The sequence below is a fragment of the Austwickia sp. genome, from assembly GCA_016699675.1.
Taxonomy (GTDB): Bacteria; Actinomycetota; Actinomycetes; order Actinomycetales; family Dermatophilaceae; genus Austwickia.
The window spans coordinates 2,960,031-2,982,442 of the sequence record CP064985.1 but is presented as its reverse complement, the minus strand read 5'-3'; the positions used below and the strand labels follow the sequence as shown (position 1 = coordinate 2,982,442).

The following is a 22,412-nucleotide window of genomic DNA, read 5'->3' as shown; positions in this document are numbered from 1 at the left end:
AGGGGTGTCCACAAGACGGACACCCCTTCCGCGTGCTTTCCCGCCGTCTCTACCGTGCCCACATGCGCATCTCCGATGTTCTTAAAGGCAAGGGCGATTCGTCCGTGGCGACGATCCGTCCCGACGACGACGTCTCGGCCCTGCTCGCTCTGCTCGCCAGCCGCGGCATCGGCGCCGTGGTCGTCAGCGACGACGGCGCGACGATCGCCGGCATCGTCAGCGAGCGGGACATCGTGCGTCGCCTCGCCGACCGGCCGGACTCCCTGCACGCGGCCGTGCGCGACATCATGACCGTCGAGGTCATCACCTGCACCCCCGAGACCACGGTCGAGGAGCTGTCGGGCGAGATGACCCAGCGCCGCATCCGGCACATCCCCGTCGTCCGGGGCGGCCAGATGATCGGTCTGGTGAGCATCGGGGACGTCGTCAAGCACCGGATCGGGCAGCTGCAGGCGGAGGCCGAGCACCTCGCCGGCTACCTTCACCAGTGATAACGCGGGGTTAGCTCGACCCCAAGCCAGGGCCCGGCTGTATCCGAACTGTGCCCTGACCGGGACGAGAAATCCCCGCAGTGTCGCTGACAGCGCGCCGGGCCGTCGGTTAGGTTGCCATTCACCTGGACCCCACGGTGCGCCGCTGCCCTCAGGAGGGCGTAGCGCGTTCCCCTGAGAAAGGCAGCTCATGACTGCACGTCGTACGTTCGCGGTGCTCGCCGCCGCGTCCCTGTTGACCGTGGGCCTGTCGGCCTGCGCAGAGTCCAAGCGCGACGCCGGGTCCACCGGCACCGGCGGGTCCGCAGCCAGCGGCGGCGGGGGCGGGGGCGACACGTTCACGTTCGGCGCCGCGGGCGCCCCGAAGGTCCTCGACCCCTTCTACGCCACCGACGGCGAGACGTTCCGGGTGGCCCGGCAGCAGTTCGAGGGCCTGGTCATGTTCAAGCCCGGCACCGCGGACCCGGAAAAGGGCGGCCAGAGCCTGGCCACCGACTGGAAGTCCAGCTCCGACGGCTTGACCTGGACCTTCAACCTGCGCGAGGGCGTCAAGTTCTCCGACGGCACCGAGTTCAACGCCGAGGCCGTGTGCAAGAACTTCGAGCGCATGTTCAACCAGACCGGCGGGCAGAAGTCCGCGCTCTACTGGTCGGAGAACTTCGGCGGGTTCAAGGACGGCAAGGAGAAGTCCCTGTACGCCGGGTGCACGGCGAAGGACGCCAAGACGGTCGACCTCAAGCTCACCAGCGTGACCAGCAAGTTCCCGGCGATCCTCGGACTACCCTCGTTCTATATGCAGTCCCCCACGGCGCTGGAGAAGTACAACGCCAACCAGGTCACCGCCCAGGGCGAGGGCTTCGCCTTCAACGACTACGTCACCAAGCACCCGACCGGCACCGGCCCATTCATGCTGGACAATTACGACCAGGCCAACAAGACCGTCACGCTCAAGCGCAACGACAACTACTGGGGCGAGAAGCCCAAGATCGCCAAGCTGGTCTTCAAGATCATCCCCGATGAGACCGCGCGCCGGCAGGCGCTACAGTCGGGCAGCATCCAGGGTTACGACTTCCCGAACCCGGTCGACTGGGCTCAGCTCAAGGACGGCGGCAACAACGTCCAGACGCGCCCCGCGTTCAACATCATGTACTTCGGATTTAACCCCAACACCAACCCCAAGCTGAAGGACCTCAAGGTCCGCCAGGCCATCATGATGGCGATCAACCGGGAGCAGATCGTCAAGACACAGCTGCCCGAGGCCGCTAAGGCCGCGACGCAGTTCATCCCGGAGACGGTGGCCGGCTACAACAAGGACCTCAAGGTTCCGGAGTACAACCCGGACAAGGCCAAGCAGCTGCTGACCGAGGCGGGCGCCACCGGCATGACGCTCGACTTCTGGTATCCCTCCGAGGTGACCCGGCCCTACATGCCCGCACCGCAGAAGATCTACGAGGCGGCCAAGTCCGACCTGGAGAAGGCCGGCATCAAGGTCAACACGACCACCAAGCCGTGGAACGGTGGCTACCTGGACCAGGTCGACGCGGGCAAGGCCTCGATGTTCATCCTGGGCTGGACCGGCGACTACAACACCGCCGACAACTTCATCGGCACGTTCTTCTCCAGCCTGGACAACCGGTTCGGCCTGAAGAACTACGACTGGGGCCCGGAGCTGGTCAAGGCCCTCAAGGACGCCGACGCCACGGCCGACGAGGGCGCCCGGGCGAAGAAGTACGAGGACCTGAACAAGAAGCTGGTGGACCAGTACCTGCCGGCCATTCCAGTGTCGCACTCCCCGCCGGCGATCGTCGTCAAGAACACCGTCAAGGGGATCGTTCCCAGCCCGCTGACAGACGAGAAGTTCTCGGGCGTCACGATCGGCTGACCAGTCGTGCTCTGACCGACGCGACCTGACGCGGGCGGGTCGGTGCCTGGCATCTGCCGTGGCACCGACCCGCCCCTGGCAAGGAGGCCCCTGTGGTCCGCTTCATCGTGCGCCGGCTGCTCCAGATGATCGGGGTGGTCTTCGTGCTGTCCCTGCTCCTCTTCCTGTGGCTGCACTCGCTGCCCGGCGGCACGGTCTCGGCCTTGCTCGGCGACCGCGGCACCCCGGAGAGCCGCGCGGCGCTCGAGGAGGCGCTGGGGCTGAACCAGCCCATCTGGGTCCAGTACGGCGCCTTCCTGTCCCGGGCCGCGCGCGGCCAGTTCGGCGCCTCGACGTTCGTGCTGCCGGGCACCGACGCCCTCGACATCTTCATCGCGCGCTTTCCGGCCACCATCGAGCTGAGCATCTGCGCCATCGCGCTCGCCGTACTGCTCGCGATCCCCCTGGGCTATCTCGCCGCCCGGCACCGGGGATCCGCCCTCGACACCGCGGGCATCCTCAGCTCCCTCGTCGGGGTCGCGGTGCCGGTGTTCTTCCTCGCGTTCCTGCTCAAGTACGTCTTCGCGATCCAGCTGCATTGGCTCCCGGACGGCGGCCGGCAGAGCATCGAGGCCACCCACATCACGAACTTCTTCGTCCTCGACGGGCTCATCACCCGCGAGTTCGACGCCTCCCTCAACGCGCTGAAACACCTGATCCTGCCCGCGCTGGCGCTGTCCACGATCCCGTTCGCCGTCATCTTCCGAATCACCCGCGCCGCCGTGCTCGACGTCCTCGAGGAGGACTACGTGCGGACCGCCGAGGCCAAGGGCCTCACGGCGCGCGTCATCCGGGGCCGGCACGTGCTGCGCAACGCGATGCTGCCGGTCATCACGACGATCGGCCTGCAGATCGGGGCGCTGCTCGCCGGGGCGGTGCTGACGGAGAAGGTGTTCAACTTCCCGGGCATCGGCGACGCGCTCGCGCAGAGCTTCGAGCAACGCGACTACCCCGTGCTGCAGGTGCTCATCCTGGCCGCGGCGGCCGTGTACGTCGTCGTCAACCTGATCGTGGACGTGCTGTACGCCGTGGTCGACCCGCGAGTAAGGACCAGGTGAGCGCCATGCTGTCCTCCCGCAAACGGCGTATCGACGCCCTGGCCGCCCTCTCGGGCCCGCTGCGCTCGGCGCCCGGCGACGACGGCGGCGGCGCCGTCGCGACGGTCGACGACGTCAGCGAGGTGCAGGTCGCGGACGCCGGCCACCTCGACGAGAGCATGGGCGTCAGCCTGCTGGCCTCGGCCTGGAAGCGGCTGCGGCGCAACCCCATCTTCCTGACCGGCGCCACCATCGTCGTGCTCTTCCTGCTGCTGGCCCTGTTCTCGCCGCTGCTGGCCCCCCACGACCCGACGGAACGCCTGCTGATCAACCAGATCAGCCAGCAGACCAACCCCGTGCCGGGGCCGCAGGACGGCTTCCCGCTCGGCGGCGACCCCTCGGGGCGCGACCTGCTCTCCCGGCTTCTCGTCGGCAGCCGCCAGACGTTGTACGTCGGGGTGTTCGCCACGCTCGGCGGCCTGCTCGGCGGGCTGACCCTGGGCACCCTGGCGGGGGCGCTGGGCGGCTGGGTGGACTCCCTCGTGATGCGCCTGGTCGACGTGATGCTCTCCATCCCGTCGCTGCTGATGGCGTTCTCCATCGCCGCCATCGCCTCCAAGGGGTCGCAGTGGACGGTCATCATCGCCATCGCGATCGTGCAGATCCCGATCTTCGCGCGGCTCCTGCGCGGCACGATGCTGGCCCAACGGCACAGCGACCACGTGCTGGCGGCCCGCGCGTTGGGGGTCAAGCCCGGCGCGATCGTCTTCAGGCACATGCTGCCCAACGCGCTCGGGCCGGTCATCGTGCAGGCCACCCTCGTGCTCGCCGTGGCGATCATCGACGCCGCGGCGCTGAGCTTCCTCGGCCTCGGCGACCCCGACGGCATCATCCCCGAGTGGGGGCAGATGCTCGGCACGGCCCAGATGTACCTGGCCGGCTACCCGCATCTCGCCTTCTACCCCGCGATCTGCATCATCGTCGTCGCCCTCGGGTTCACCCTCATGGGCGAGTCCCTGCGCGAGGCCCTCGACCCGAAGAGCCGGAGGTGAGCGGCGTGGCCACGACGACCGGCCCGACGTTCGGCGCCCCGCGCCATCGCGTGACCCCCGATGAGGCGTTGGTCCGGGTCCGCAACCTCTCGGTGACGTTCACCCGCCAGGGCGAGCAGCCGTTCACCGCCGTCGACGACGTGAGCTTCGACATCTTCCCCGGCCAGACCGTCGGCCTCGTCGGGGAGTCCGGCTGCGGCAAGTCCGTGACCTCGCTGGCGATCATGGGGCTGCTGCCCCGCCGCGGGAACCGGGTCGAGGGGTCGGTCGAGATGGAGGGCACCGACCTGCTTCGGCTGCCCGAGGCCCAGATGCGGGACCGGCGCGGACGGGATCTCGCCATGATCTTCCAGGACCCGCTGAGTTCGCTGAACCCGGTGGTGCCGATCGGCGTGCAGGTCACCGAGGTCATCGAGCGGCACCGCGGCAAATCCCGCAGCGAGGCGATGCCGCTGGCCGGCGACCTTCTCAAGAAGGTGGGCATCCCGGATCCGAACCGGCGGTTGAAGGAATACCCGCACCAGCTCTCCGGCGGCATGCGGCAGCGGGCGCTGATCGCGATGGCGCTGGCCTGCCAGCCCCGTCTCCTGATCGCCGACGAGCCCACGACCGCGCTCGACGTCACCATCCAGGCGCAGATCCTCGCCCTGCTCAAGGAGCTGGTGGAGGACTCCGGCACGGCGCTGCTCATGATCACCCACGACCTCGGCGTGGTCGCCGGGCTGTGCGACCGGATCAACGTGCTCTACGGCGGCAAGATCGTCGAGCGCGCGGACCGGCACGAGCTGTTCGCGGAGCCCCGCCACCCCTACACCGCCGGCCTGTTGGCCTCGATCCCCCGGCTCGACGCGCCGCGTGGTGCCCGGCTCACCCCGGTGCCCGGGTCGGTGGCGGACAACCTGCCGTGGAGCGGGGCCTGCGCCTTCGCCCCGCGATGCAGCCAGCCCATTGACGAGTGCGTGTCGACGATGCCCCAGCTCATCTCCGAGCTGCCGGAGCCGGCGCCGTGCCGGGCCCTGCGCTGTCACCATCCGATGGCCCCGCCGCGCGCCACGCCCGCGCCCACGCCTGGGCCCACGCCTGGGCCTACGTCGGCGCCGACCATCGCCGAGCCCGAGCAGGAGCGCCCATGAGCACCGCCGTACCAGCGCCCGCCGCACCCGCCGGCGGCGACCCGCGCGACGGTGCCGACGGCCGCGATGTGCTGGTCGACGTGCGCGGCCTCAAGGTGCATTTCCCCATCAAGCGGGGGGTGATCCTGGATCGCACGGTGGGCTATGTGTACGCCGTGGACGGCATGGACCTGCGGATCCATCGCGGCGAGACCTATGGCCTCGTCGGGGAGTCGGGCTGCGGCAAGTCGACGTTCGGGCGGGCCCTGTTGCGGCTGGAGCCCCTGACGGAGGGCACGGTGCTCTTCGACGGGGTCGACATCGCCTCCCTGCGGGGCGAGGAGCTGCGCTGCCGCCGCAAGGACATGCAGATGGTCTTCCAGGATCCCCTGTCCAGCCTCGACCCCCGGCAGTCGGTCGAATCACTGCTGGTCGAGGGCATGCGCGCGCACGGCCTGGGCAAGGACGTCAAGTCCGCCGGCAAGCGGCTGCGCGAGCTGCTGGCCGCGGTCGGACTCCCGGCGGCGGCGCTGAAGAAGTACCCGCACGAGTTCTCGGGTGGCCAGCGCCAGCGCATCGGGATCGCCCGGGCCCTCGCCGTGGACCCGCAGCTCGTCGTGGCCGACGAACCCGTCAGCGCGCTCGACGTGTCGGTCCAGGCCCAGGTCATCAACCTGCTGGAGGACCTGCAGAGCGAGTTCGGGCTCACCTATCTCGTGGTGGCCCACGACCTCGCCGTGGTGCGGCACATCAGCGACACGGTCGGCGTCATGTACCTGGGCGCCCTCGTCGAGGAGGCCGACGCCGACGACCTCTACGCCGCCCCGCTGCACCCCTACACGCGGGCGCTGATGTCCGCGGTGCCGGTCCCCGATCCGACCGTGGAGGACCGGCGCGAGCGGATCCTGCTGACCGGCGACCTCCCGAGCCCGGCCAACCCGCCGGCCGGCTGTCGCTTCCACACCCGGTGCCCGTGGCGGCAGCAGGAGCGCTGCGACTCCGAGCGCCCGGAGCTTCGGGCGGTCGCGATCGAGGGCGTGGCTCCCGGGCATCGGGTGGCCTGCCACTACGCGGAGCAGATCGCCACCGGCGCGCTGCAACCGCACCGGGTCGAGGCCCAGCTCGTCGACCCCACGCTGGTGGAAGACGCCCCCGGTGGGGGCCCCCTGCTGGGGCCCGCGTCAGTGGGCGAGATCAGCTGAGCTGCGCGGCGGTACGGCATACGGCGTCGCACGCGGCGGTCCGGCGTATGGGCCTACCACCGGCCCGAATGCCCCGGGCATGGCAGACGACCCCGGGACGGCCGCGCGGCCCTGCTCCGGAACGACGAAAAGGCCCGGCGTCGCGACGCGACCCGGGCCGGCAACCCGGCTCAGCCGAGTCAATGGTCCGTGGCGGGCGGCGGCCCCTCCTCCGCCGCCCGCCACGTTCCGCAGTCCTTATCGACCCCACCCGCAGGATCGCAAGAGTTTTCCGGAGCAAACCTGGACACTTGAGGGAAGCATCCTGCACTGCGCCGTCCACGGCCCCGACGGGTGTTAACAACCTTCTTCGTATTGAACGCCGCTCGTCCCGGCATGCCCATCTCCAGGCCCCCGTGTGCGGCCACCGTCCCTAGGGTGCCTTTATGCCCCGCCCCCGTCCTGTCCTCGTGATTCAACACGAGGACGGGTGTCCCCCCGGCCTGCTGGCCCCGTGGGCGGAGCGCACCGGGGTCGCCCTCGATGTCCGCCTCTGCCATCGTGGCGAGTCGCTGCCCTTCTCCCTCGGCGAACACGGCGGCCTCATCCTGCTGGGCGGTGACATGGGCGCCTACGACGACGCGAGGTTTCCCTGGCTCACCGCGGCGAAGAGCCTCGTGATCCAGTCGGTCATCCAGAGCGTGCCGTTCCTGGGGCTGTGTCTCGGCCACCAGCTCGCCGCGGTCGCGCTCGGCGGCCGGGTGTCCGTCCGCCCCGAGGGCCCCCGGCGCGGTGTCTTCGCGGTCCGGATGCTCCCCGAGGCGGCCCAGGACCCCCTCGTCGGCGAGCTGGACGGCCACGCCGCCATGCTCCACTGGAACTCCGACATCGTCACCACGGCCCCCGGAGGGGCCACTGTGCTGGCCCGGGACGATCAGGGGCACGTGCAGATCCTGCGGTTCGCGGAGCAGGCCTGGGGCATCCAGGGCCATCCCGAGGTGGATGCCGGCATCGTCTCCGGATGGCGCCGCAAGACCGGCTCGGCCCCGGCGCCGCAGGTCGACACGACGGAAGAGGTCGTCGCGGCGGTGGCCGCCCGCGAGGCCCATCTGGCGCGGACCTGGCGGCCCGTCGCCGAACGGTTCTTCGCCGCCACGCGGCGACCAGGCCCCGGTCCCGGCGGTCGCGCGGTGGTCCCCCTGCCGCCGCCTCCCTCGACGCCGTACCGCGGCCACATCCACCACCGCTGAGCTCGAGACCCCGGGGCTGTGCACCCGGTGCGTGCTGCGTGAGACGCGTTGTCCATGGGGCGCCGTTCCGCTCCCGGACCGCCGAACGCGAGGGCGCCCTGCGCTGCGGGCCCGCAGACGCAGCGGTGCCCCGGCCCTTGAGGACCGGGGCACCACCTCCGACGTACGCCATGGGCCGAGTCAGGCCCCCAGCGACCCGGCTACAGAATGCCGGCCTTGCCCGACTGGAACCGCTCCAGCTCGGTCGTTAGCATCGCGACGTGCTCGCGCTCCTCGGCGGCGAGCTCCTCATAGAGCTCCCGCTCGACCGAGCCCTCCGGGCACTCCTCCACGTGCTTGCTGAAGAAGTCGACGGCGCGCTGCTCGAAGCCGATCGCGACGCGCAGCAGGTTCGCCGGGTCCTCCGGCCGGTGGTCGAGGCCGGCGTAGATCGCGGCGCGGGTGGTCTCGAAGTCGGGCGACGCCGGAGGCACCTCGGCGTGGTAGCGCCGCTGCAGCGTCTCGAGGTGCTCGTCCTCCATCTCCGACATCCGCCCGAACAGGTCCTTCAGGACCGGCTCGCCGGCCTCCTCCGCGGCCTTGCGGTAGTAGGCCCCGCCGCCCAGCTCGATCTCGAAGGCGGTCCGGATGGCCTCCATGGCCTTCTCGTTGTCCTCGTCGATCGGGCCGGCGCCCGCATCCCGCACGAGCGTGCCCTGGCACAGCGGGCACTGACCGTACGGGAACGCGAAGCCCTCCGAGACCTTGCCGCAGCTGTCGCAGCGCCAGGTCAGCGTCTGGCCGGCGCAGCAGATGTAGGACTCGTCGCCCTCCAGCGGCTGGTGGCACTTCGGGCACAGCAGGTGGCTCTCGGCCGCCGCCTCGTCGACCGGGGTCGGGGCGGGGGCGTCGCCCGGGGCCGTGGCCGCCGGGGACGGCGCCTCGTCCTGCGGCGCGGGTGCATCGACACCCAACGTGGCGGGCATCTCGGAGAGGGATTCGGCGGTCGGCTCGGGCATCACTTCCTCCTTCGCGATCACGGGGGATTCGAACGCGTCCGCCATCTCGGACGTGATCGGCCAGGTGCGGTCTTCGGTGGACTCGCCCGAGGCCAGGTAGGCGCCGATGGCCTTGGCCGCGCGCCGCCCGGCTCCCATCGCCAGGATGACGGTGGCGCCACCGGTGACGATGTCGCCACCAGCGAAGACGCCGGGCTTGTTGGTGGCCTGGGTGTCGGGCTCGGCCACGATGTAGCCCCACTTGTTGAGCGTGAGGTCCGGGGTGGACTGACCGATGATCGGGTTGGCGTTCGTTCCGAGCGCGTAGATGACGGTGTCGCACTCGATGTCCTCGAAGACGCCGGTGCCCACGGGCTTGCGCCGGCCGCGCTCGTCGGGCTCGCCCAGCTCGCAGACCTCGGTCTTCATCGCGGTGACGTTGCCGGCGTCGTCGAGGCGGATCTCCACGGGAGCGTGCAGGAAGCGGAACTCGATGCCCTCTTCCTTCGCGTGCCGCAGCTCCTCGATGCGGGCCGGGGCCTCGGCCTCGGAGCGGCGGTAGACGCAGGTCACCTTCGGTACGCCGACACGCTTGGCGACCCGCAGGCAGTCCATGGCGGTGTTGCCGGCGCCGATGACGATGACCGACTCGGACTTCGCCACCGGGGTGTCGAGGTAGGGGAACTTGTTGCCGCCCATGAGGTTGATGCGGGTGAGGAACTCGTTGGCGGAGAGCACCTGGCCGGCGTGCTCGCCCGGGATCCCCAGGAAGCTCGGCGCGCCCGCGCCGGTGGCGACGTACACGGCGTCGTACCCGCGGTCCTTCATCAGCTGGTCGATCGTGAACGTCTTGCCGACGACCTTGTTGGTGTCGAACTTGACGCCCAGGTCGCGCAGCCCCTGGACCTCGCGGTCGATGATGTTGCGCGGCAGGCGGAAGCTCGGGATGCCGTATTGCAGCACGCCGCCGACGACGTGCAGCGCCTCGTAGACCGTGACGTCGGCGCCGGCCTTGGCCAGGTCGGCGGCGGTCGCCAGGCCCGAGGGCCCGGAGCCGATGATCCCGACCTTGCCGAGGGAGCGGGACACCTGCGGCGGGGTGGCGCGGCGCGGTACGGCGTTGTCGCCGACGAACCGCTCCAGCCGGCCGATGCCGACGGCCTCGCGCCCGCGCTTCTCGTTGCGGACGATGCACTGCGCCTCGCACTGGCTCTCCTGCGGGCAGACGCGGCCGCAGATCGAGGGGAACAGGTTCGACTCGTTGATGACGCCCAGCGCGCCGTCGAGGTCGCGGACCAGGACGTGGCGGATGAAGCGCGGGATGTCGATGTTCACCGGGCAGCCGGCGATGCACTTGGGCTTCTTGCACTGGATGCAGCGCTCGGCCTCGGCGAACGCCTCGGCCATGCCGTAGCCGAGGTTCACCTCCTGGAAGTTCGTGGCCCGGATCTCGGCGTTCGCCTCCGGCATGGGGGTCTGCTCCGGCGGGACCTGCATCGCGGTGCGGTAGCCGCGCTTGCCCTCGACGAAGAGCTCCTGCTCGAGGTTGCAGATGTGCCCGTAGGACTCGGTGGCCTCGGCCTCCAGACCACGGAATCGGGACTGCCGCGTCATCAGCTCGCCGAAGTCGACCTTGTGGCCGTCGAAGTCGGGGCCGTCGACGCAGGCGAACATGACCTTGCCGTCGACGGTGACGCGACACGAGCCGCACATGCCGGTGCCGTCGACCATGATCGAGTTCAGCGACACCATCGTCTTCGTGCCCGAGGCGCGGGTGGTCTCGACGCAGGCACGCATCATCGGCATCGGGCCGATGGCCACCACCAGGTCGGGGTGTTCCTTCTCGATGACGTCGGCGAGCGCGTCCGTGACGAACCCGGGCCGGCCGTAGCTGCCGTCGTCGGTGCAGACGATGAGGTCGTCGCAGTACTCGCGGAACTTGTCCTCCCAGAACACCAGGTCCTGGTTGCGGAAGCCGATGATGCCGGTGGTCCGGTTGCCGGCCTCCTTGAACGCGCGCAGCTGCGGGTAGACGGGCGCCACGCCCAGACCGCCGCCGACGAGCACGACGTGCCCGACCTTCTCGACGTGCTGCGGCAGGCCGAGCGGCCCGACGAAGTCGGCGAAGATGTCGCCCTTCTTGTAGCGGTCGCGCATCTCCTGGGTCGTCTTGCCCAGCGCCTGGATCACCAGCGTGATGGTGCCTCGGTCCCGGTCGAAGTCGGCGACGGTCAGCGGGATGCGCTCCGACCCCTCGTGCAGGCGCAGCATCACGAAGTGCCCCGGCTGCGCGGAAGTGGCCACATCCGGCGCTTCGACGTCCCAGAGGAAGGTGGTGTCGGAGAATTGCTGGCGATCAACGATCGTGTACACGGATCTGGACCTCTCTGTCCTGACTTCCTGCCCCGGGGAACCACCCGCTACCCCGCGAGCATGACCAACGCTGCCTGTGTGCTGGGCCACACTCTAGGCGCGCGCGGAAGCGCGCGGGAATGCCCGAAGGTCCCCTACCGACGGGTTGTCCATCTGCGGTCCTGGCGTACTCCCGCAGGGCGACCCGCGCGCCGTCGTGGGCCGGTCGTCGGGCCGGTTGCGTAGCCAGGCCGCGCGGCCGGCCTCTCATCAGGCCGGCCAGCCGTCAGGCCGTCAGGCCGTCAGGCCGGCCAGGCCGTCAGGCCGGGGCGGTCGTGTTCCCCGCCCGGCCAGACCGCCCGGACGATCCCCGCGGCCGCCAGGGCCTTGCGGCACCCCGGGCAGGGCGGGTCGGTGATGTACGCCGTCGCGCCCTTGGTGTCCCGGGTGGCGAACAGCAGGGCGTTGACCTCGGCGTGGATCGCGATGCAGAAGCCCGGAGTTCCCGGCCGGTCGTGGTCGCCCAGCTCCGGCACCTCGTCGTACCCCAATCGCCCCCGCGGGCAGGCGCCGTCGAGGCAGTCGGGCTCCCCCGGGGCCGCGCCGTTGTAGCCGGTGGCGATGATGCGGCGGTCGATGACCAGCACGGCCCCGACCCGGCGTCGGGTGCATTTCGCCCGGGTGGCCACGGCCGTGGCGATGCCGAGGAAGTAGTCGTCCCAACCGGGGACCGGCGCTGGCGCGGACATGGGCGGAATCCTAGACCGAGCCTGCGATGGGACAGGACGTCCTTCCTCGCAGGACCTACCCGACCAGCAGGGCGGCGTGCCAGATGCTCTCCTCCAGGGTCTTGCGCTCCTTCCAGCGGCCCCCGCCGTTGGTGGGGTAGATGAACGCGGTGCCGCCGGGGCTGACGGCGAGGATGTCGTCCATACCGTCGCCGTCCCAGTCGCCGACGCTGGCCACCTTGGGGAAGGTCCAGCCGGCGCCGACCTTGGTGCCGGTGCCGTACATGTTGCCGGTGCCGGTCACGACGTACGAGCGCATGTCCCCGGCGGCGTCGATGGCGTAGAGCCGACTGGGGGTCCCCGGCCGCCCCGACGTACGGACGGCGACCACGTGCCGGAACCCGCCCCACCCCGACCCGACGACCGAACCACCGGCCAGGCCGCCGTCGGCGCGGAAGCTGTAGAAGCGCATCAGCCCGTCGCCGCTGCCGGCGATCAGATCCTGCCGCCCGTCGCCGGTCACGTCGCCGACGGGCAGGATCCAGCGCATCCCCTGCCACCCGTTGCCGACCTTGCGGGAGCTGGTGAAGGTGCGTACGCCGTCGCCGAAGTAGGCGAGCAGGTCGCCCGAGGCCGTGCGCGCGAGGAGGTCGGTGAACCCGTCCCCGTTGGTGTCGCCCACCGACCCGATCCAGGTCATCGAGGCCCAGCCCACCCCCGCGCGCCAGAGGGTGCGCGACTGCGTCGGCGTTCCTGCGGAGAGGATGAGGTTGCCGTCGCGCATCACGAACTTCGCCTCAGCCAGGCCGTCGCCGTTGAAGTCGCCCGGCTCGCCGGTGGGGGCCGGCGAGCACTGGTAGATCGCGAGCCGGTCGATGTCGACGGTGCTGCGGCTGGCGGCGTCCCGCGCGATGACGACGCTGAACGGCTGGCCCAGGGTGGCCTCGTTGGCGCCGTCGGTGAGGTCGAAATGGACGGTACGCCACGAGTTCTGGGCCGCAGCCCCGGTCGCCGCGGGGACCGCCCATGCCGTACCGCCGTACTTCGGCGCCACCGCGACGTCCTGCGCCGCGAAGTCCCCGCGGACGTCGAACTTCACGTAGACGCGCGCTGCCCCGGGGGACAGCTGCGGGGAGGCGAGGATCTGCGGGACCGCGCTGCCGGTGCCGGCGTGGCGCAGGAAGGCGTTCGAGCCCTCGCTGACCAGGGTCATCCCGGAGGTGAACGGGGCAGCCGTGCCGGTGTCGAAGGTCGCGGCGGCCAGCGTGGTCGTCCGCGTCGATCCGGCCGGGCAGTCCCGGCCGGGCGCGGGGTTGACCCCCCAGGCGGGCGTCATGCGCGCGGGGGAACTGGGGGTCACCTGGGTGGACTGGCGCGCCTGGGTCGCGGCGCGGGGTCGCGGCACCGTCGGGTCGTCCGCCGCGGAGGCGGACGGCAGGAGGACGCCGTACGTCGTGAGGGCGAGCGCGGCCCCGGCTGCGATCAGGCTCAGCGATCGGGTGCTGCGCTGCTTCACGGGTCCTCCCGGGGACAGAGCGGGGGCTACGCGGCGACCTGCCGGCGTGCCTTCCCCCTGAGCACGATGGTTTCTTCGGGCGAGGCGGCGGCGGCGCCGTACCGGCCCCAGTCTGCCCGCCGTCGGGGGTCCGGTCCCCTCCTGCGCCGCAACACGCTGCCGGCTGAGGCGATTTCGTCGCTCCCGACCCCGATGGGCGAGCGGGTCGAAACCGAAAAATCGCTGTCCGCGGGCCGCCGGCAGATGGCGTCGTCCCGTGGCGGCTCTGTCCCTCGTCCGGCCGGGCGACGACGGCGAGCCGTGCCTATCGGGCAATCACCCGGGGCTCCCCGACGACGGCAAGGACAGCCGCGACGCGGGGTTGATTCTTCACCTCACCTCTAGGAAGGCAGCATGGCCCATTCCTCTCGCCTCGGTCGTCGCAGCTGGCAGGCGGCGGACATCGACGGGCTCGATGCCTTGCTCGCCGAGCTGGATGCCGGCGCGACGATCCGAGGCGGCTCGCCGCACCATCTGACGATGCATGCCGCCAGCCAGGAGGCACTGCGCATCACCGCGGAGCTGAACGGGCGTTACCACCCGCAGGAGGAGATCGTGGAGCTCATGAGCGCCCTCACCGGACGGCAGGTTGCCGATTCGTTCCGGCTGTTTCCGCCCTTCACCACGGACTTCGGCAGGAACCTCCGCTTCGGCGAACGGGTATTCCTCAACAGCGGTTGCCGCTTCCAGGACCAGGGCGGAATCGACATCGGCGAGGGCGCGCTCATCGGTCACAACGCCGTCATCACGACCCTCAACCACGAGCTCGACCCGGCCCGCCGGGCCGACATGCATCCAGCGCCCGTGCGCATCGGGCGGGACTCATGGCTGGGCGCCAACGTCACCATCCTGCCCGGGGTCACCGTCGGCGACGGTGCCGTCATCGGCGCGGGATCCGTGGTGACCAAGGATGTCCCCGCCCGCACCGTCGTGGCCGGCGTCCCCGCCCGCCATATACGCGACATCAACGACTACTCGTAGGGGTCCCCATCCTCAGCACGTGCACGACTCGCTGATCGGCGTCGACCTCGTACACCAGCCGATGCTGGATGTTGATCCGGCGCGAGTAGCAGCCCGCGAGGTCAACGACGAGCTTCTCGACACGTGGCGGAGCGGCGAACGCGTCGTCGGCGATCAACTCGAGCAACAACTGGGCCTTGGGCTTCCATCCTGCGGCCGCCAATTTCCTCGCGTCTTTCTGGGCTTGCCGCGAATACACCAGCCCCCACCCGCTCACCAGTCCAGGGCCTCAGACCCGGCGCGAATGCCCTCCGCACGAGCCTCGCGAATGGATTCGGTCATCCCGGGGATCGATGCAAGGAAGAGCGTCTCCTGGATCGCGCGCCAGTCATCCTCGCGGACCAGGACCGCATTGCCAGGTTGACCGGTGATGGTCAGTGGCTCGGCCTCGTCGTTCACCTGGTCGATCAGTCGGTACAGGTTCGCGCGTGCGGTTGTTGCACTGACCGCCGTCATCATGTCCACCTCCGTCACGAGCGTACGCGATGACGTACGCACCGGCAGGGCATCCCGCTGGATCGACCCTCCGCCAGCGGAGTCGGCACACCCCAGGTCGAGTGGGCTCTCGTGCGCACGTGAGCTGACCCGCCCTCGGGAGAGCGGACTCACGCAGCACGGCGCACCGCCCGGTCGCTAGACGTTAAACCGGAACTCCACCACGTCGCCGTCGGCCATCACGTAGTCCTTGCCCTCCATCCGGACCTTGCCCGCAGCCTTCGCCTCGGCCATCGAACCGGCGGCCATCAGGTCGTCGTACGACACGATCTCGGCCTTGATGAAGCCCCGCTGGAAGTCGGTGTGGATAACCCCGGCGGCCTGCGGCGCCGTCCAGCCCTGGCGGATCGTCCAGGCCCGGGACTCCTTCGGGCCGGCGGTCAGATAGGTCTGCAGGCCCAGGGTGCGAAAGCCGCTGTGCGCCAGCTTGTCCAGTCCGGGCTCGTCGACGCCGACCGATTCCAGCAGCTCGCGGGCCTCCTCGGCCTCCAGCTCCGCGAGGTCCATCTCCAGCTTGGCGTTGAGGAAGACGGCCTCGACGGGGGCGACCAGCGCCGCCAGCTCGGCCTTGGCCGCGTCGTCGACCAACTGGTCCTCATCGACGTTGAAGACGTACAGGAAGGGTTTGGTGGTCATCAGCCCGAGCTCGCGCAGCGCCGTGAGGTCCACCTGGTCGCGCTTGCTGAAGAGGGTCTCGCCGGCTTCCAGAATGGTCTGCGCTTCTACTGCCGCGTCGTAGTGGCTCTTGTCGATCTTCTTGCCCTTGAGTTCCTTCTCCAGGCGCGGCACGGCCTTCTCCAGGGTCTGCAGGTCGGCGAGGATCAGCTCGGTGTTGATGGTCTCGATGTCGCCCTGGGGGTCGACCTTGCCGTCCACGTGGGTCACGTCGTCGTCGACGAACGCCCGGATGACCTGGCAGATCGCGTCCGCCTCACGGATATTGGCCAGGAACTTATTGCCCAGGCCTTCGCCCTCACTGGCACCGCGGACGATGCCGGCGATGTCGACGAAGGAGACGGTCGCGGGGACGACCTTCTCGCTGGCGAACAGCTCCGCGAGCCGATCGAGCCGGGGGTCGGGCAGCGGGACCACGCCGACGTTGGGCTCGATCGTCGCGAACGGGTAGTTCGCCGCGAGCACGTTGTTCTTCGTCAACGCGTTGAACATGGTGGATTTGCCGACGTTGGGCAGTCCGACGATGCCGATGGTGAGGGCCACGAGGGGCCACTCTACCGGGGGCGGACCGCCCATCCCGCATCGCACCGGCACGTCGAAACCGCAGGTCGGAGCATTGTCGGACCTCCGGTGCAAAGTGGGGGCATGGTCATCTCCAGCCCGGTGCTCGCGGCGACGCTGCTCCTGGCCGTGCTCGTCGGGGGCGCGGTCGGTGCCCTACTCGCCTCGAGTCGCGCGGCAGCGCGGCTCGCGGCGCTGCGCACCGAGCGCGACCTGCTGCGGGAACGCGAGGAGCTGTACGCCGAGAGCCTGGCGGACCTGCGCTCCTCCGACGATCAGGACTCGGCCACGGCCGCCGCCCTGGCGCCGCTGCGCGAGGCCATGACGAGGGTCGAGCGCCAGGTGGGGGTGCTGGAGCGGGACCGGCTGGAGCACTACGGGCAGCTGTCGGAGCGGCTCGCCGAGGTCACCGCCCAGGCCGGGGCGCTGCGGCGGCAGACGGCCGGACTCGCGGGGGCGCTCAACGCCTCCGCGGTGCGGGGCGCCTGGGGGGAGGCCCAGCTCCGCCGGGTCTGCGAGCACGCGGGGATGCTCCCGCACTGCGACTTCGAGGAGCAGGTGAGCGCCATCGCCGGGCACGACGCGGCCGTCCGGCCCGACGTGGTGGTGCGGCTGCCCGGGGAGCGCACCCTGGTCGTGGACGCCAAGGCCCCGTTGGCCGCGTTCCTCGCGGCCCAGGCCGACGGCATCGGCGAGGACCGGCGCCGCGAGCTGCTGCGCGAGCACGCCCGGGCCCTGCGTGGGCACGTCGACTCGTTGGCCGCCAAGCGCTACTGGTCGGCGTTCTCCAGCTGCCCCGAGATGGTCGTGTGCTTCGTGCCGACGGACGCGATGCTTGCGGCGGCGCTCTCCGCGGACCCGGGCCTGTACGACGCCGCGCAGGCTCGCAAGGTCGTGCTCGCCAGCCCGGCGACGCTGCTCGCCCTGCTCCGCAGCGTGGCGTTCGCGTGGCGGCAGGACGCGCTGGCCACCAGCGCCCGGGACCTGCTGCGGCTGGGCGCGGAGCTCTACGAGCGGATCGGCACGGTCGGCAAGCACCTCGCCGCGATGGGCGGATCGCTGCGGCGCTCCGTGGAGGGCTACAACGCCCTGGTGGGCACGCTAGAGGGGCGCGTGCTGGTGACGGCGCGCCGGATGCACGACCTCGGCCTGGCGGACCAGCCGCCGGCGGCCGTCGCAGCCGTGACGGCCACCCCCCGACCGCTGACCGCCGCGGAGCTCATCGCCGCCGTCGAGGACGAGCTGGCCGGCCCGGAGCCGGTCACGGCCGACGACGTGGCGCGAGTGCTGCCGCCGCATGCGAAGCCGGCCACCCGGCGAGGTACCATCGGCGCGTGACCAGCGATTCCTCCGATCTTCGGGCGGACCTGGGTCCTGGGGACCAGCCCCGGGAGGAGGCCGGACGCCCAGCGGACGGGCGGCCCGCGCTGGCGATCGGCCCCGCGAACTACGCCGGCCAGGCCTACCGGTGGGCGGTCGCGGTGCGGGAGCGTACGCCGTACGACGCGTGGTCGTTCACGTACGGCGAGCACGACAAGCCCATGTACTACTTCGTCTACCCCTCGGACCGCTTCATCGGCGCCCCGCAGCTCTACCTACCGCACGCGCGGGCCCGGCGCGTCGACGCCGCGATCGCGGGCGCCACCCACGTGGCCCTCGACGGGTTCGAGCGCCTCTACCGGCTGCCCGGCATCGGCAACGTCCGCCACGACGCCGGCGTCCTCGGCCGCCGCGGGCTGCACATCGCCCTCATCTCGCACGGCAGCGACACCCGCGACCCGGACCACCACCAGGCCCGCAACCCTCACTCCTACTTCGGCGCGTCCGAGCCGGCCTACGTGCGCAAGATGATCAAGCGCAGCGCCCGCAACCGCGCGTTCGCGCAGGCGAGCGGCCTGCCCCTCTTCGTCAGCACCCCGGACCTGCTCTGGGACCTACCCCAGGCGACCTGGCTACCGGTGACCGTGGACGCGGCGGTGTGGCGGACCACCGAGCCCGTGTTGGAGCACGCCCGGCCGAGGGTCGTGCACCTGCCGAGCCGCCGGACCCCGCCGACGAAGGGCACCCACCTGGTCACCCCCGCGATGGAACGCCTGGCCGCGGACGGGATCATCGACTACACCGAGCCGGAGAAGGTGGCCCACGCCGACGTGCCGGCCGTCATCGCCGGCGCGGACGTGATCATCGACCAGATTACCGGCGACGCCTACGGCACGGCCGGCGCCGAGGCGATGGCCGCGGGACGGCTGGTCCTCGCCGGCCTGCACGGCACCCGCGCCAAGATGCCGGAGGATCCCCCGATCGTGGACGTCAGCCCCGACACGATCGCCGACGTGGTGCGGGACATCGCCGCGCACCCGGAGAACTACCGCGCCAGGGCCCACGCCGGCCCCGGCTTCGTCGAGCGCTGGCACGACGGGCGCGTCGCGGCGGCCGCCCTGGCAGGGTTCCTCGGCGACACCCCCTGACCCCGTCACGCGCTGGCGCCGTCAGGCCATGACACGGTCAGCGCGCTGACACCCACGGCCCGGCGGGGCGACCGGCGGCTAGGCGCGCAGCGCCCGCAGCACGCCGTACCCGCCGCCGGCCATCGCGACCAGGGAGATCGCGACCGACGCCACGACGTACGGCGTCTCCCCCAGCATCGGCCGCCCCACCTGGGCGAAGCCCCACACGAGCACGATCGCCACGAGCGGGACGGCGACGACGCGCCAGGCGGTACGCCGGGCCGCGCCCGACAACCGCATGACCCAGATGGTCCAGTACAGACAGATCACCAGGCCGGCCAGGGAGTACGCCTGGATCCCCCACATCCGGTCGCCGACCACCAACCCCAGCGCCAGCGCCGGGATGCGCAGCCCGGCCTCCAGCCAGGCGAGCGCGAACAGCCGCCGCACCTCGTTCTTCACGGTCGCGTAGACGGACAGCGGGGAGGAGACGAAGTTGACCATGAGGTACGGCGCGAGGATGCCCGTGATCAGCCCCGCCACCTCCCACTTCTCCGCCCAGATGGCGACGAACACCTCCCGGCCCAGGAGCGTGATCGGCACGAAGACGGCCACCGCGACCCCGAAGAGGACCGTCGCGAGCCGTGTCACGTGCCGCGAGGTGTCCTGCTCGCCGCGGTGCATCTCCGCGAACCGCACGTAGAAGACGCTGGCCACGGCCTGTCCCAGCAGCGCTACCGGTGCGGCGAGGAGCATCTGCGAGAACCCGAACTGCCCCGCGAACTTCTGGTCGTAGAACGCGGTGATCAGCGGGGTGACCGCGCCGACCGTGACGGCGTTCAGCAGCGCGGGCAGGAGGATCCAGACGGGGAACTGTGACCACCGGCGGATCAGGCCCCAGCGCGGCCGGCGGCGCCAGTCCAGCCCGCAGGCGCGCACCATGAGGCCCGTCGAGAGCAACCGCCCGACGCCGTAGCCGATGCCCAGGCCGGTCCCCGTCTGCCGGGCGGCGCCGAGCGCCAGCTGGGCGCCCACCGTGGCGACGGTGCCGGTGACGTTGGCGTTGCTCACGTCGCGGAACAACTGGCGGCGCGACAGGTGGCTGCGCAGCACGTTGAAACCCGCGCTCGCCCACAACACGAACGGGGCGATGAGCACGGACAGCCGAAGCTCCGGCGGCACGGGACGCGGGCCGTACGCCACCAGGATCGACACCGGCACCAACACCGCCGACAACAGCGTGGCCAGGGTGAGCGTCAACCGGGCCAGGTCGTCGGCCTCGTCCTGCTCCTCGGCCAGCGGGATCGCCAGCTCGAGCCGCAGCGTCACCGCCATTGCGACGATCGTGGCGAACGCGACGAGGTTGCGGAACACGCCCATCTCGTCGTCGCCGTACATGTGCCCGAGCGGCACCTGCGCTGCGAGCTGCAGGATCATCACGACGCCGGTGCCCGCCCCCAGGGTGGCGACGTGCCGGCCGGCCCCGCCCTTGCCGAGCCGGGCGAGCGTCGCCAGCCGCGCCCAGCGGTCCCGGGCAGGGCTCACGACAGCACCGCGCGGACCGTCTGCCACAGAATCCGGAGGTCGCCGACGAACGAGCGGTCCCGGACGTACGCCGCGTAGAGCGCGGCCTTGCGCGGCAGGATCGACTCCACGTAATGCTTCTCCGGGTCCGCGGCCAGGGCCAGCTCGTCCGCCTCGTGCCGGAACGCGATGCTGCCGGGGTCGGTGATCCCCGGGCGGACGGACAAAATCACGGGGCGCAGGTCCGCCGGCCACTGCGCCACATACACCGGCACCTCCGGGCGGGGCCCGACCAGCGACATGTCCCCCACCAGCACGTCCACCAGTTGGGGCAGCTCGTCGAGCTTGCTGGCCCGCAGCACCCTCCCGACCCGGGTCACCCGCGCGTCGCCGCTGGCCGACACCAGCGAACCGTCGTGGACGGCGCGCATGGTCCGGAACTTGTGGATCCGAAAGAGGCGCCCTTCCAGCCCGACCCGCTCCTGCCGGAACAGGACGCCCCCGGGGCTCTCCGCCGCCACCGCCGCCGCGATCACCGCCATCACCGGCGCAGCCACCACCAAACCGACGCCGGCGACGGCCGCGTCGACCGCCCGCTTGGTCGCCGGCGCGTCCAGGGCGGACCGCAGGGACCCCGCCGTACGCCGAAGCCCGGCGCCCCCCGACGTACCGCCGGCCGCCCCCGCAGCCGTGCTCACGCGAGGATCTCGCGGACGGCCTCGACCACGCGCTCGGCCTGGGCCGCGGTCATCGAGGAGAAGATCGGCAGACTCACCACCCGGCCGAATTCCCGCTCGGCGATGGGGAACTGCTCCGGCCGCAGCCCGTAGCGGTCCCGCCAGTAGTGCTGCCGGTGCAGCGGGATGAAGTGCACGCTGCACCCGACGCCGGCCTGCGCCATCCGCGCGATGAAGTCGTCCCGTGACACCGGCGCCCCGGCCCGCAGCCGCAGGATGAACAGGTGCCAGGCGTGCGTGCTGTCCGGCTCGGTCGGCTCGGCCGGCAGGTCGACGGGCAGATCGGCGAACGCCTCCCGGTAGCGCTCGGCCAGGGAGCGACGCGCCGCGAACATCTCGTCCTGCCGCCGCAGCTGCACCCGGCCCATCGCAGCGGCGGGGTCGGTGAGGTTGTACTTGTACCCCGCCTCCACCACCTCGTAGAACCAGCTCGGTGCCGTGCTGCGGTAGCGGTCGAAGACGTCCCTACTGATGCCGTGCAGGCGCATCGTGCGGATGCGGCGCGCCATCGCCTCGTCCGCGACGACCACCATGCCGCCCTCGCCAGTCGTCATGGTCTTGGTCGCGTAGAAGCTGAAGACCGCCGCGCCACCGGGGCCGGCGAGGGCGGCGGCGGACCCGATCAGGGCCCCCCGGGAGTACGTCGGGAAGGAGTGCGCCGCATCCTCGACCACCCGCAGGCCGTGCCGGCCAGCGAAGTTCCCGGTGGCCTCCCGGTCCACGGGCAGGCCCGCCAGGTGCACCGGCATGACGGCCTTGGTGCGCTCGGTGACCGCCCGCTCCGCCGCGGCGTAGTCGAGGCACAGCGTGCCCGGGTCGACGTCGACGATGACCGGCTCGGCGCCGAGGTAGCGCACCACCTCGGCGGTCGCCGTGAAGGTCCAGTCGGGCACGATGACCTCGTCCCCCGGACCCACGCCGCACGCGTCGAGCGCCAGGTGCAGCCCGGAGGTCGCCGAGTTCACCGCGATCGCCGTGACGCCCCCGCCGAGGTAGACCCCGAACTCCTTCTCGAACGCCGCCGCCGCCGGGCCCGTCGTCAGCCATCCCGAGCGCATCGCCTGCGCCACGGCCTCAATCTCCGCCTCGCCGATGTCCGGCAGCGCGAACGGGATGAACGGTTCCGTGCTCTCGCGGCTCACGTTTCCTCCTGGCCTCGGCATGGCCCTCGCGGCATCAACTCACCCGCTGGGTAGGCTACCTTCGGCACCGTGCCGCACCGTTGCGGCCCGACGGCGGCCGAACGCAGCGCCCGAGGAATCGTGCCTGCCGACGGCCCGAGCACGGTCGCACTCGG

At 71.2% G+C, this 22,412-nt stretch carries 19 protein-coding genes; 10 read left to right on the top strand and 9 right to left on the bottom strand.

Features of this window, described 5'->3' with window-relative positions; all coding sequences use genetic code 11:
- Positions 1-62: 62 nt before the first annotated feature.
- From IPK37_13640 to IPK37_13610, 7 genes are all read left to right on the top strand, one after another.
- Positions 63-491, top strand: a complete 429-nt coding sequence (locus IPK37_13640) for a CBS domain-containing protein (protein ID QQR99985.1) — start codon at positions 63-65, stop codon at positions 489-491.
- Positions 492-681: 190 nt separating this feature from the next.
- Entirely contained in the window at positions 682-2,373 is a 1,692-nt protein-coding gene (locus tag IPK37_13635) for an ABC transporter substrate-binding protein (GenBank protein ID QQR99984.1), read from the top strand.
- Positions 2,374-2,465: 92 nt separating this feature from the next.
- Positions 2,466-3,470, top strand: coding sequence for an ABC transporter permease (locus IPK37_13630; protein QQR99983.1), 1,005 nt, complete (start codon positions 2,466-2,468; stop codon positions 3,468-3,470).
- A 5-nt stretch (positions 3,471-3,475) separates the two neighbouring features.
- Complete coding sequence (locus IPK37_13625; GenBank protein ID QQS02878.1) at positions 3,476-4,501, top strand: ABC transporter permease; 1,026 nt, start codon at positions 3,476-3,478, stop codon at positions 4,499-4,501.
- 50 nt (positions 4,502-4,551) lie between these two features.
- Positions 4,552-5,634 (top strand): ABC transporter ATP-binding protein, encoded by a 1,083-nt coding sequence (locus IPK37_13620; protein ID QQS02877.1) that lies wholly within the window; start codon positions 4,552-4,554, stop codon positions 5,632-5,634.
- Positions 5,631-6,815 carry an ATP-binding cassette domain-containing protein gene (locus tag IPK37_13615; protein QQR99982.1) on the top strand — a complete coding sequence of 395 codons (1,185 nt, stop codon included), beginning with the start codon at positions 5,631-5,633 and terminating at the stop codon, positions 6,813-6,815. Before IPK37_13620 ends, IPK37_13615 begins: the two co-directional genes overlap by 4 nt.
- Before the next feature lie 449 nt (positions 6,816-7,264).
- The gene (locus IPK37_13610) at positions 7,265-8,044 is read left to right on the top strand and encodes a type 1 glutamine amidotransferase (protein ID QQR99981.1); all 780 of its coding nucleotides are present in this window, start codon (positions 7,265-7,267) and stop codon (positions 8,042-8,044) included.
- A gap of 200 nt (positions 8,045-8,244) precedes the next feature.
- Here IPK37_13610 and gltA read toward each other — a convergent pair whose 3' ends face one another.
- The 3 genes from gltA to IPK37_13595 form a co-directional block, all read right to left on the bottom strand.
- Positions 8,245-11,394, bottom strand: a complete 3,150-nt coding sequence (gene gltA, locus IPK37_13605) for an NADPH-dependent glutamate synthase (GenBank protein ID QQR99980.1) — start codon at positions 11,392-11,394, stop codon at positions 8,245-8,247.
- A gap of 281 nt (positions 11,395-11,675) precedes the next feature.
- Positions 11,676-12,122, bottom strand: coding sequence for a dCMP deaminase family protein (locus IPK37_13600; GenBank protein ID QQR99979.1), 447 nt, complete (start codon positions 12,120-12,122; stop codon positions 11,676-11,678).
- Between the two features lie 55 nt (positions 12,123-12,177).
- Positions 12,178-13,617, bottom strand: coding sequence for a VCBS repeat-containing protein (locus IPK37_13595; GenBank protein ID QQR99978.1), 1,440 nt, complete (start codon positions 13,615-13,617; stop codon positions 12,178-12,180).
- A 519-nt stretch (positions 13,618-14,136) separates the two neighbouring features.
- Between IPK37_13595 and IPK37_13590 the strand changes: the two genes are divergently transcribed.
- Positions 14,137-14,637, top strand: a complete 501-nt coding sequence (locus IPK37_13590; GenBank protein ID QQS02876.1) for a sugar O-acetyltransferase — start codon at positions 14,137-14,139, stop codon at positions 14,635-14,637.
- Here the strand turns inward: IPK37_13590 and IPK37_13585 are convergent.
- The 3 genes from IPK37_13585 to ychF form a co-directional block, all read right to left on the bottom strand.
- Positions 14,621-14,893, bottom strand: a complete 273-nt coding sequence (locus IPK37_13585) for a Txe/YoeB family addiction module toxin (GenBank protein ID QQR99977.1) — start codon at positions 14,891-14,893, stop codon at positions 14,621-14,623. The two genes, IPK37_13590 and IPK37_13585, sit on opposite strands and share 17 nt — an antisense overlap.
- Positions 14,890-15,132 (bottom strand): type II toxin-antitoxin system Phd/YefM family antitoxin, encoded by a 243-nt coding sequence (locus IPK37_13580; GenBank protein ID QQS02875.1) that lies wholly within the window; start codon positions 15,130-15,132, stop codon positions 14,890-14,892. Before IPK37_13580 ends, IPK37_13585 begins: the two co-directional genes overlap by 4 nt.
- 177 nt (positions 15,133-15,309) lie before the next feature.
- Complete coding sequence (gene ychF, locus IPK37_13575) at positions 15,310-16,389, bottom strand: redox-regulated ATPase YchF (protein ID QQR99976.1); 1,080 nt, start codon at positions 16,387-16,389, stop codon at positions 15,310-15,312.
- A 102-nt stretch (positions 16,390-16,491) separates the two neighbouring features.
- Between ychF and IPK37_13570 the strand changes: the two genes are divergently transcribed.
- Together IPK37_13570 and IPK37_13565 are read left to right on the top strand one after the other, a co-directional pair.
- The gene (locus tag IPK37_13570) at positions 16,492-17,745 is read left to right on the top strand and encodes a DNA recombination protein RmuC (GenBank protein QQR99975.1); all 1,254 of its coding nucleotides are present in this window, start codon (positions 16,492-16,494) and stop codon (positions 17,743-17,745) included.
- The gene (locus tag IPK37_13565; protein QQR99974.1) at positions 17,742-18,875 is read left to right on the top strand and encodes a hypothetical protein; all 1,134 of its coding nucleotides are present in this window, start codon (positions 17,742-17,744) and stop codon (positions 18,873-18,875) included. Before IPK37_13570 ends, IPK37_13565 begins: the two co-directional genes overlap by 4 nt.
- Positions 18,876-18,953: 78 nt before the next feature.
- Here IPK37_13565 and IPK37_13560 read toward each other — a convergent pair whose 3' ends face one another.
- The 3 genes from IPK37_13560 to IPK37_13550 form a co-directional block, all read right to left on the bottom strand.
- A complete protein-coding gene (locus tag IPK37_13560) occupies positions 18,954-20,399 on the bottom strand; it encodes a lipopolysaccharide biosynthesis protein (protein QQR99973.1) in 1,446 nt (481 codons plus the stop codon).
- Positions 20,396-20,995: a sugar transferase gene (locus IPK37_13555; protein ID QQS02874.1), complete on the bottom strand. Its 600-nt coding sequence runs from the start codon at positions 20,993-20,995 to the stop codon at positions 20,396-20,398. The genes IPK37_13560 and IPK37_13555 overlap by 4 nt, the downstream gene beginning before the upstream one ends.
- A gap of 77 nt (positions 20,996-21,072) precedes the next feature.
- Positions 21,073-22,278 (bottom strand): DegT/DnrJ/EryC1/StrS family aminotransferase, encoded by a 1,206-nt coding sequence (locus IPK37_13550; GenBank protein ID QQR99972.1) that lies wholly within the window; start codon positions 22,276-22,278, stop codon positions 21,073-21,075.
- Between the last annotated feature and the right edge of the window lie 134 nt (positions 22,279-22,412).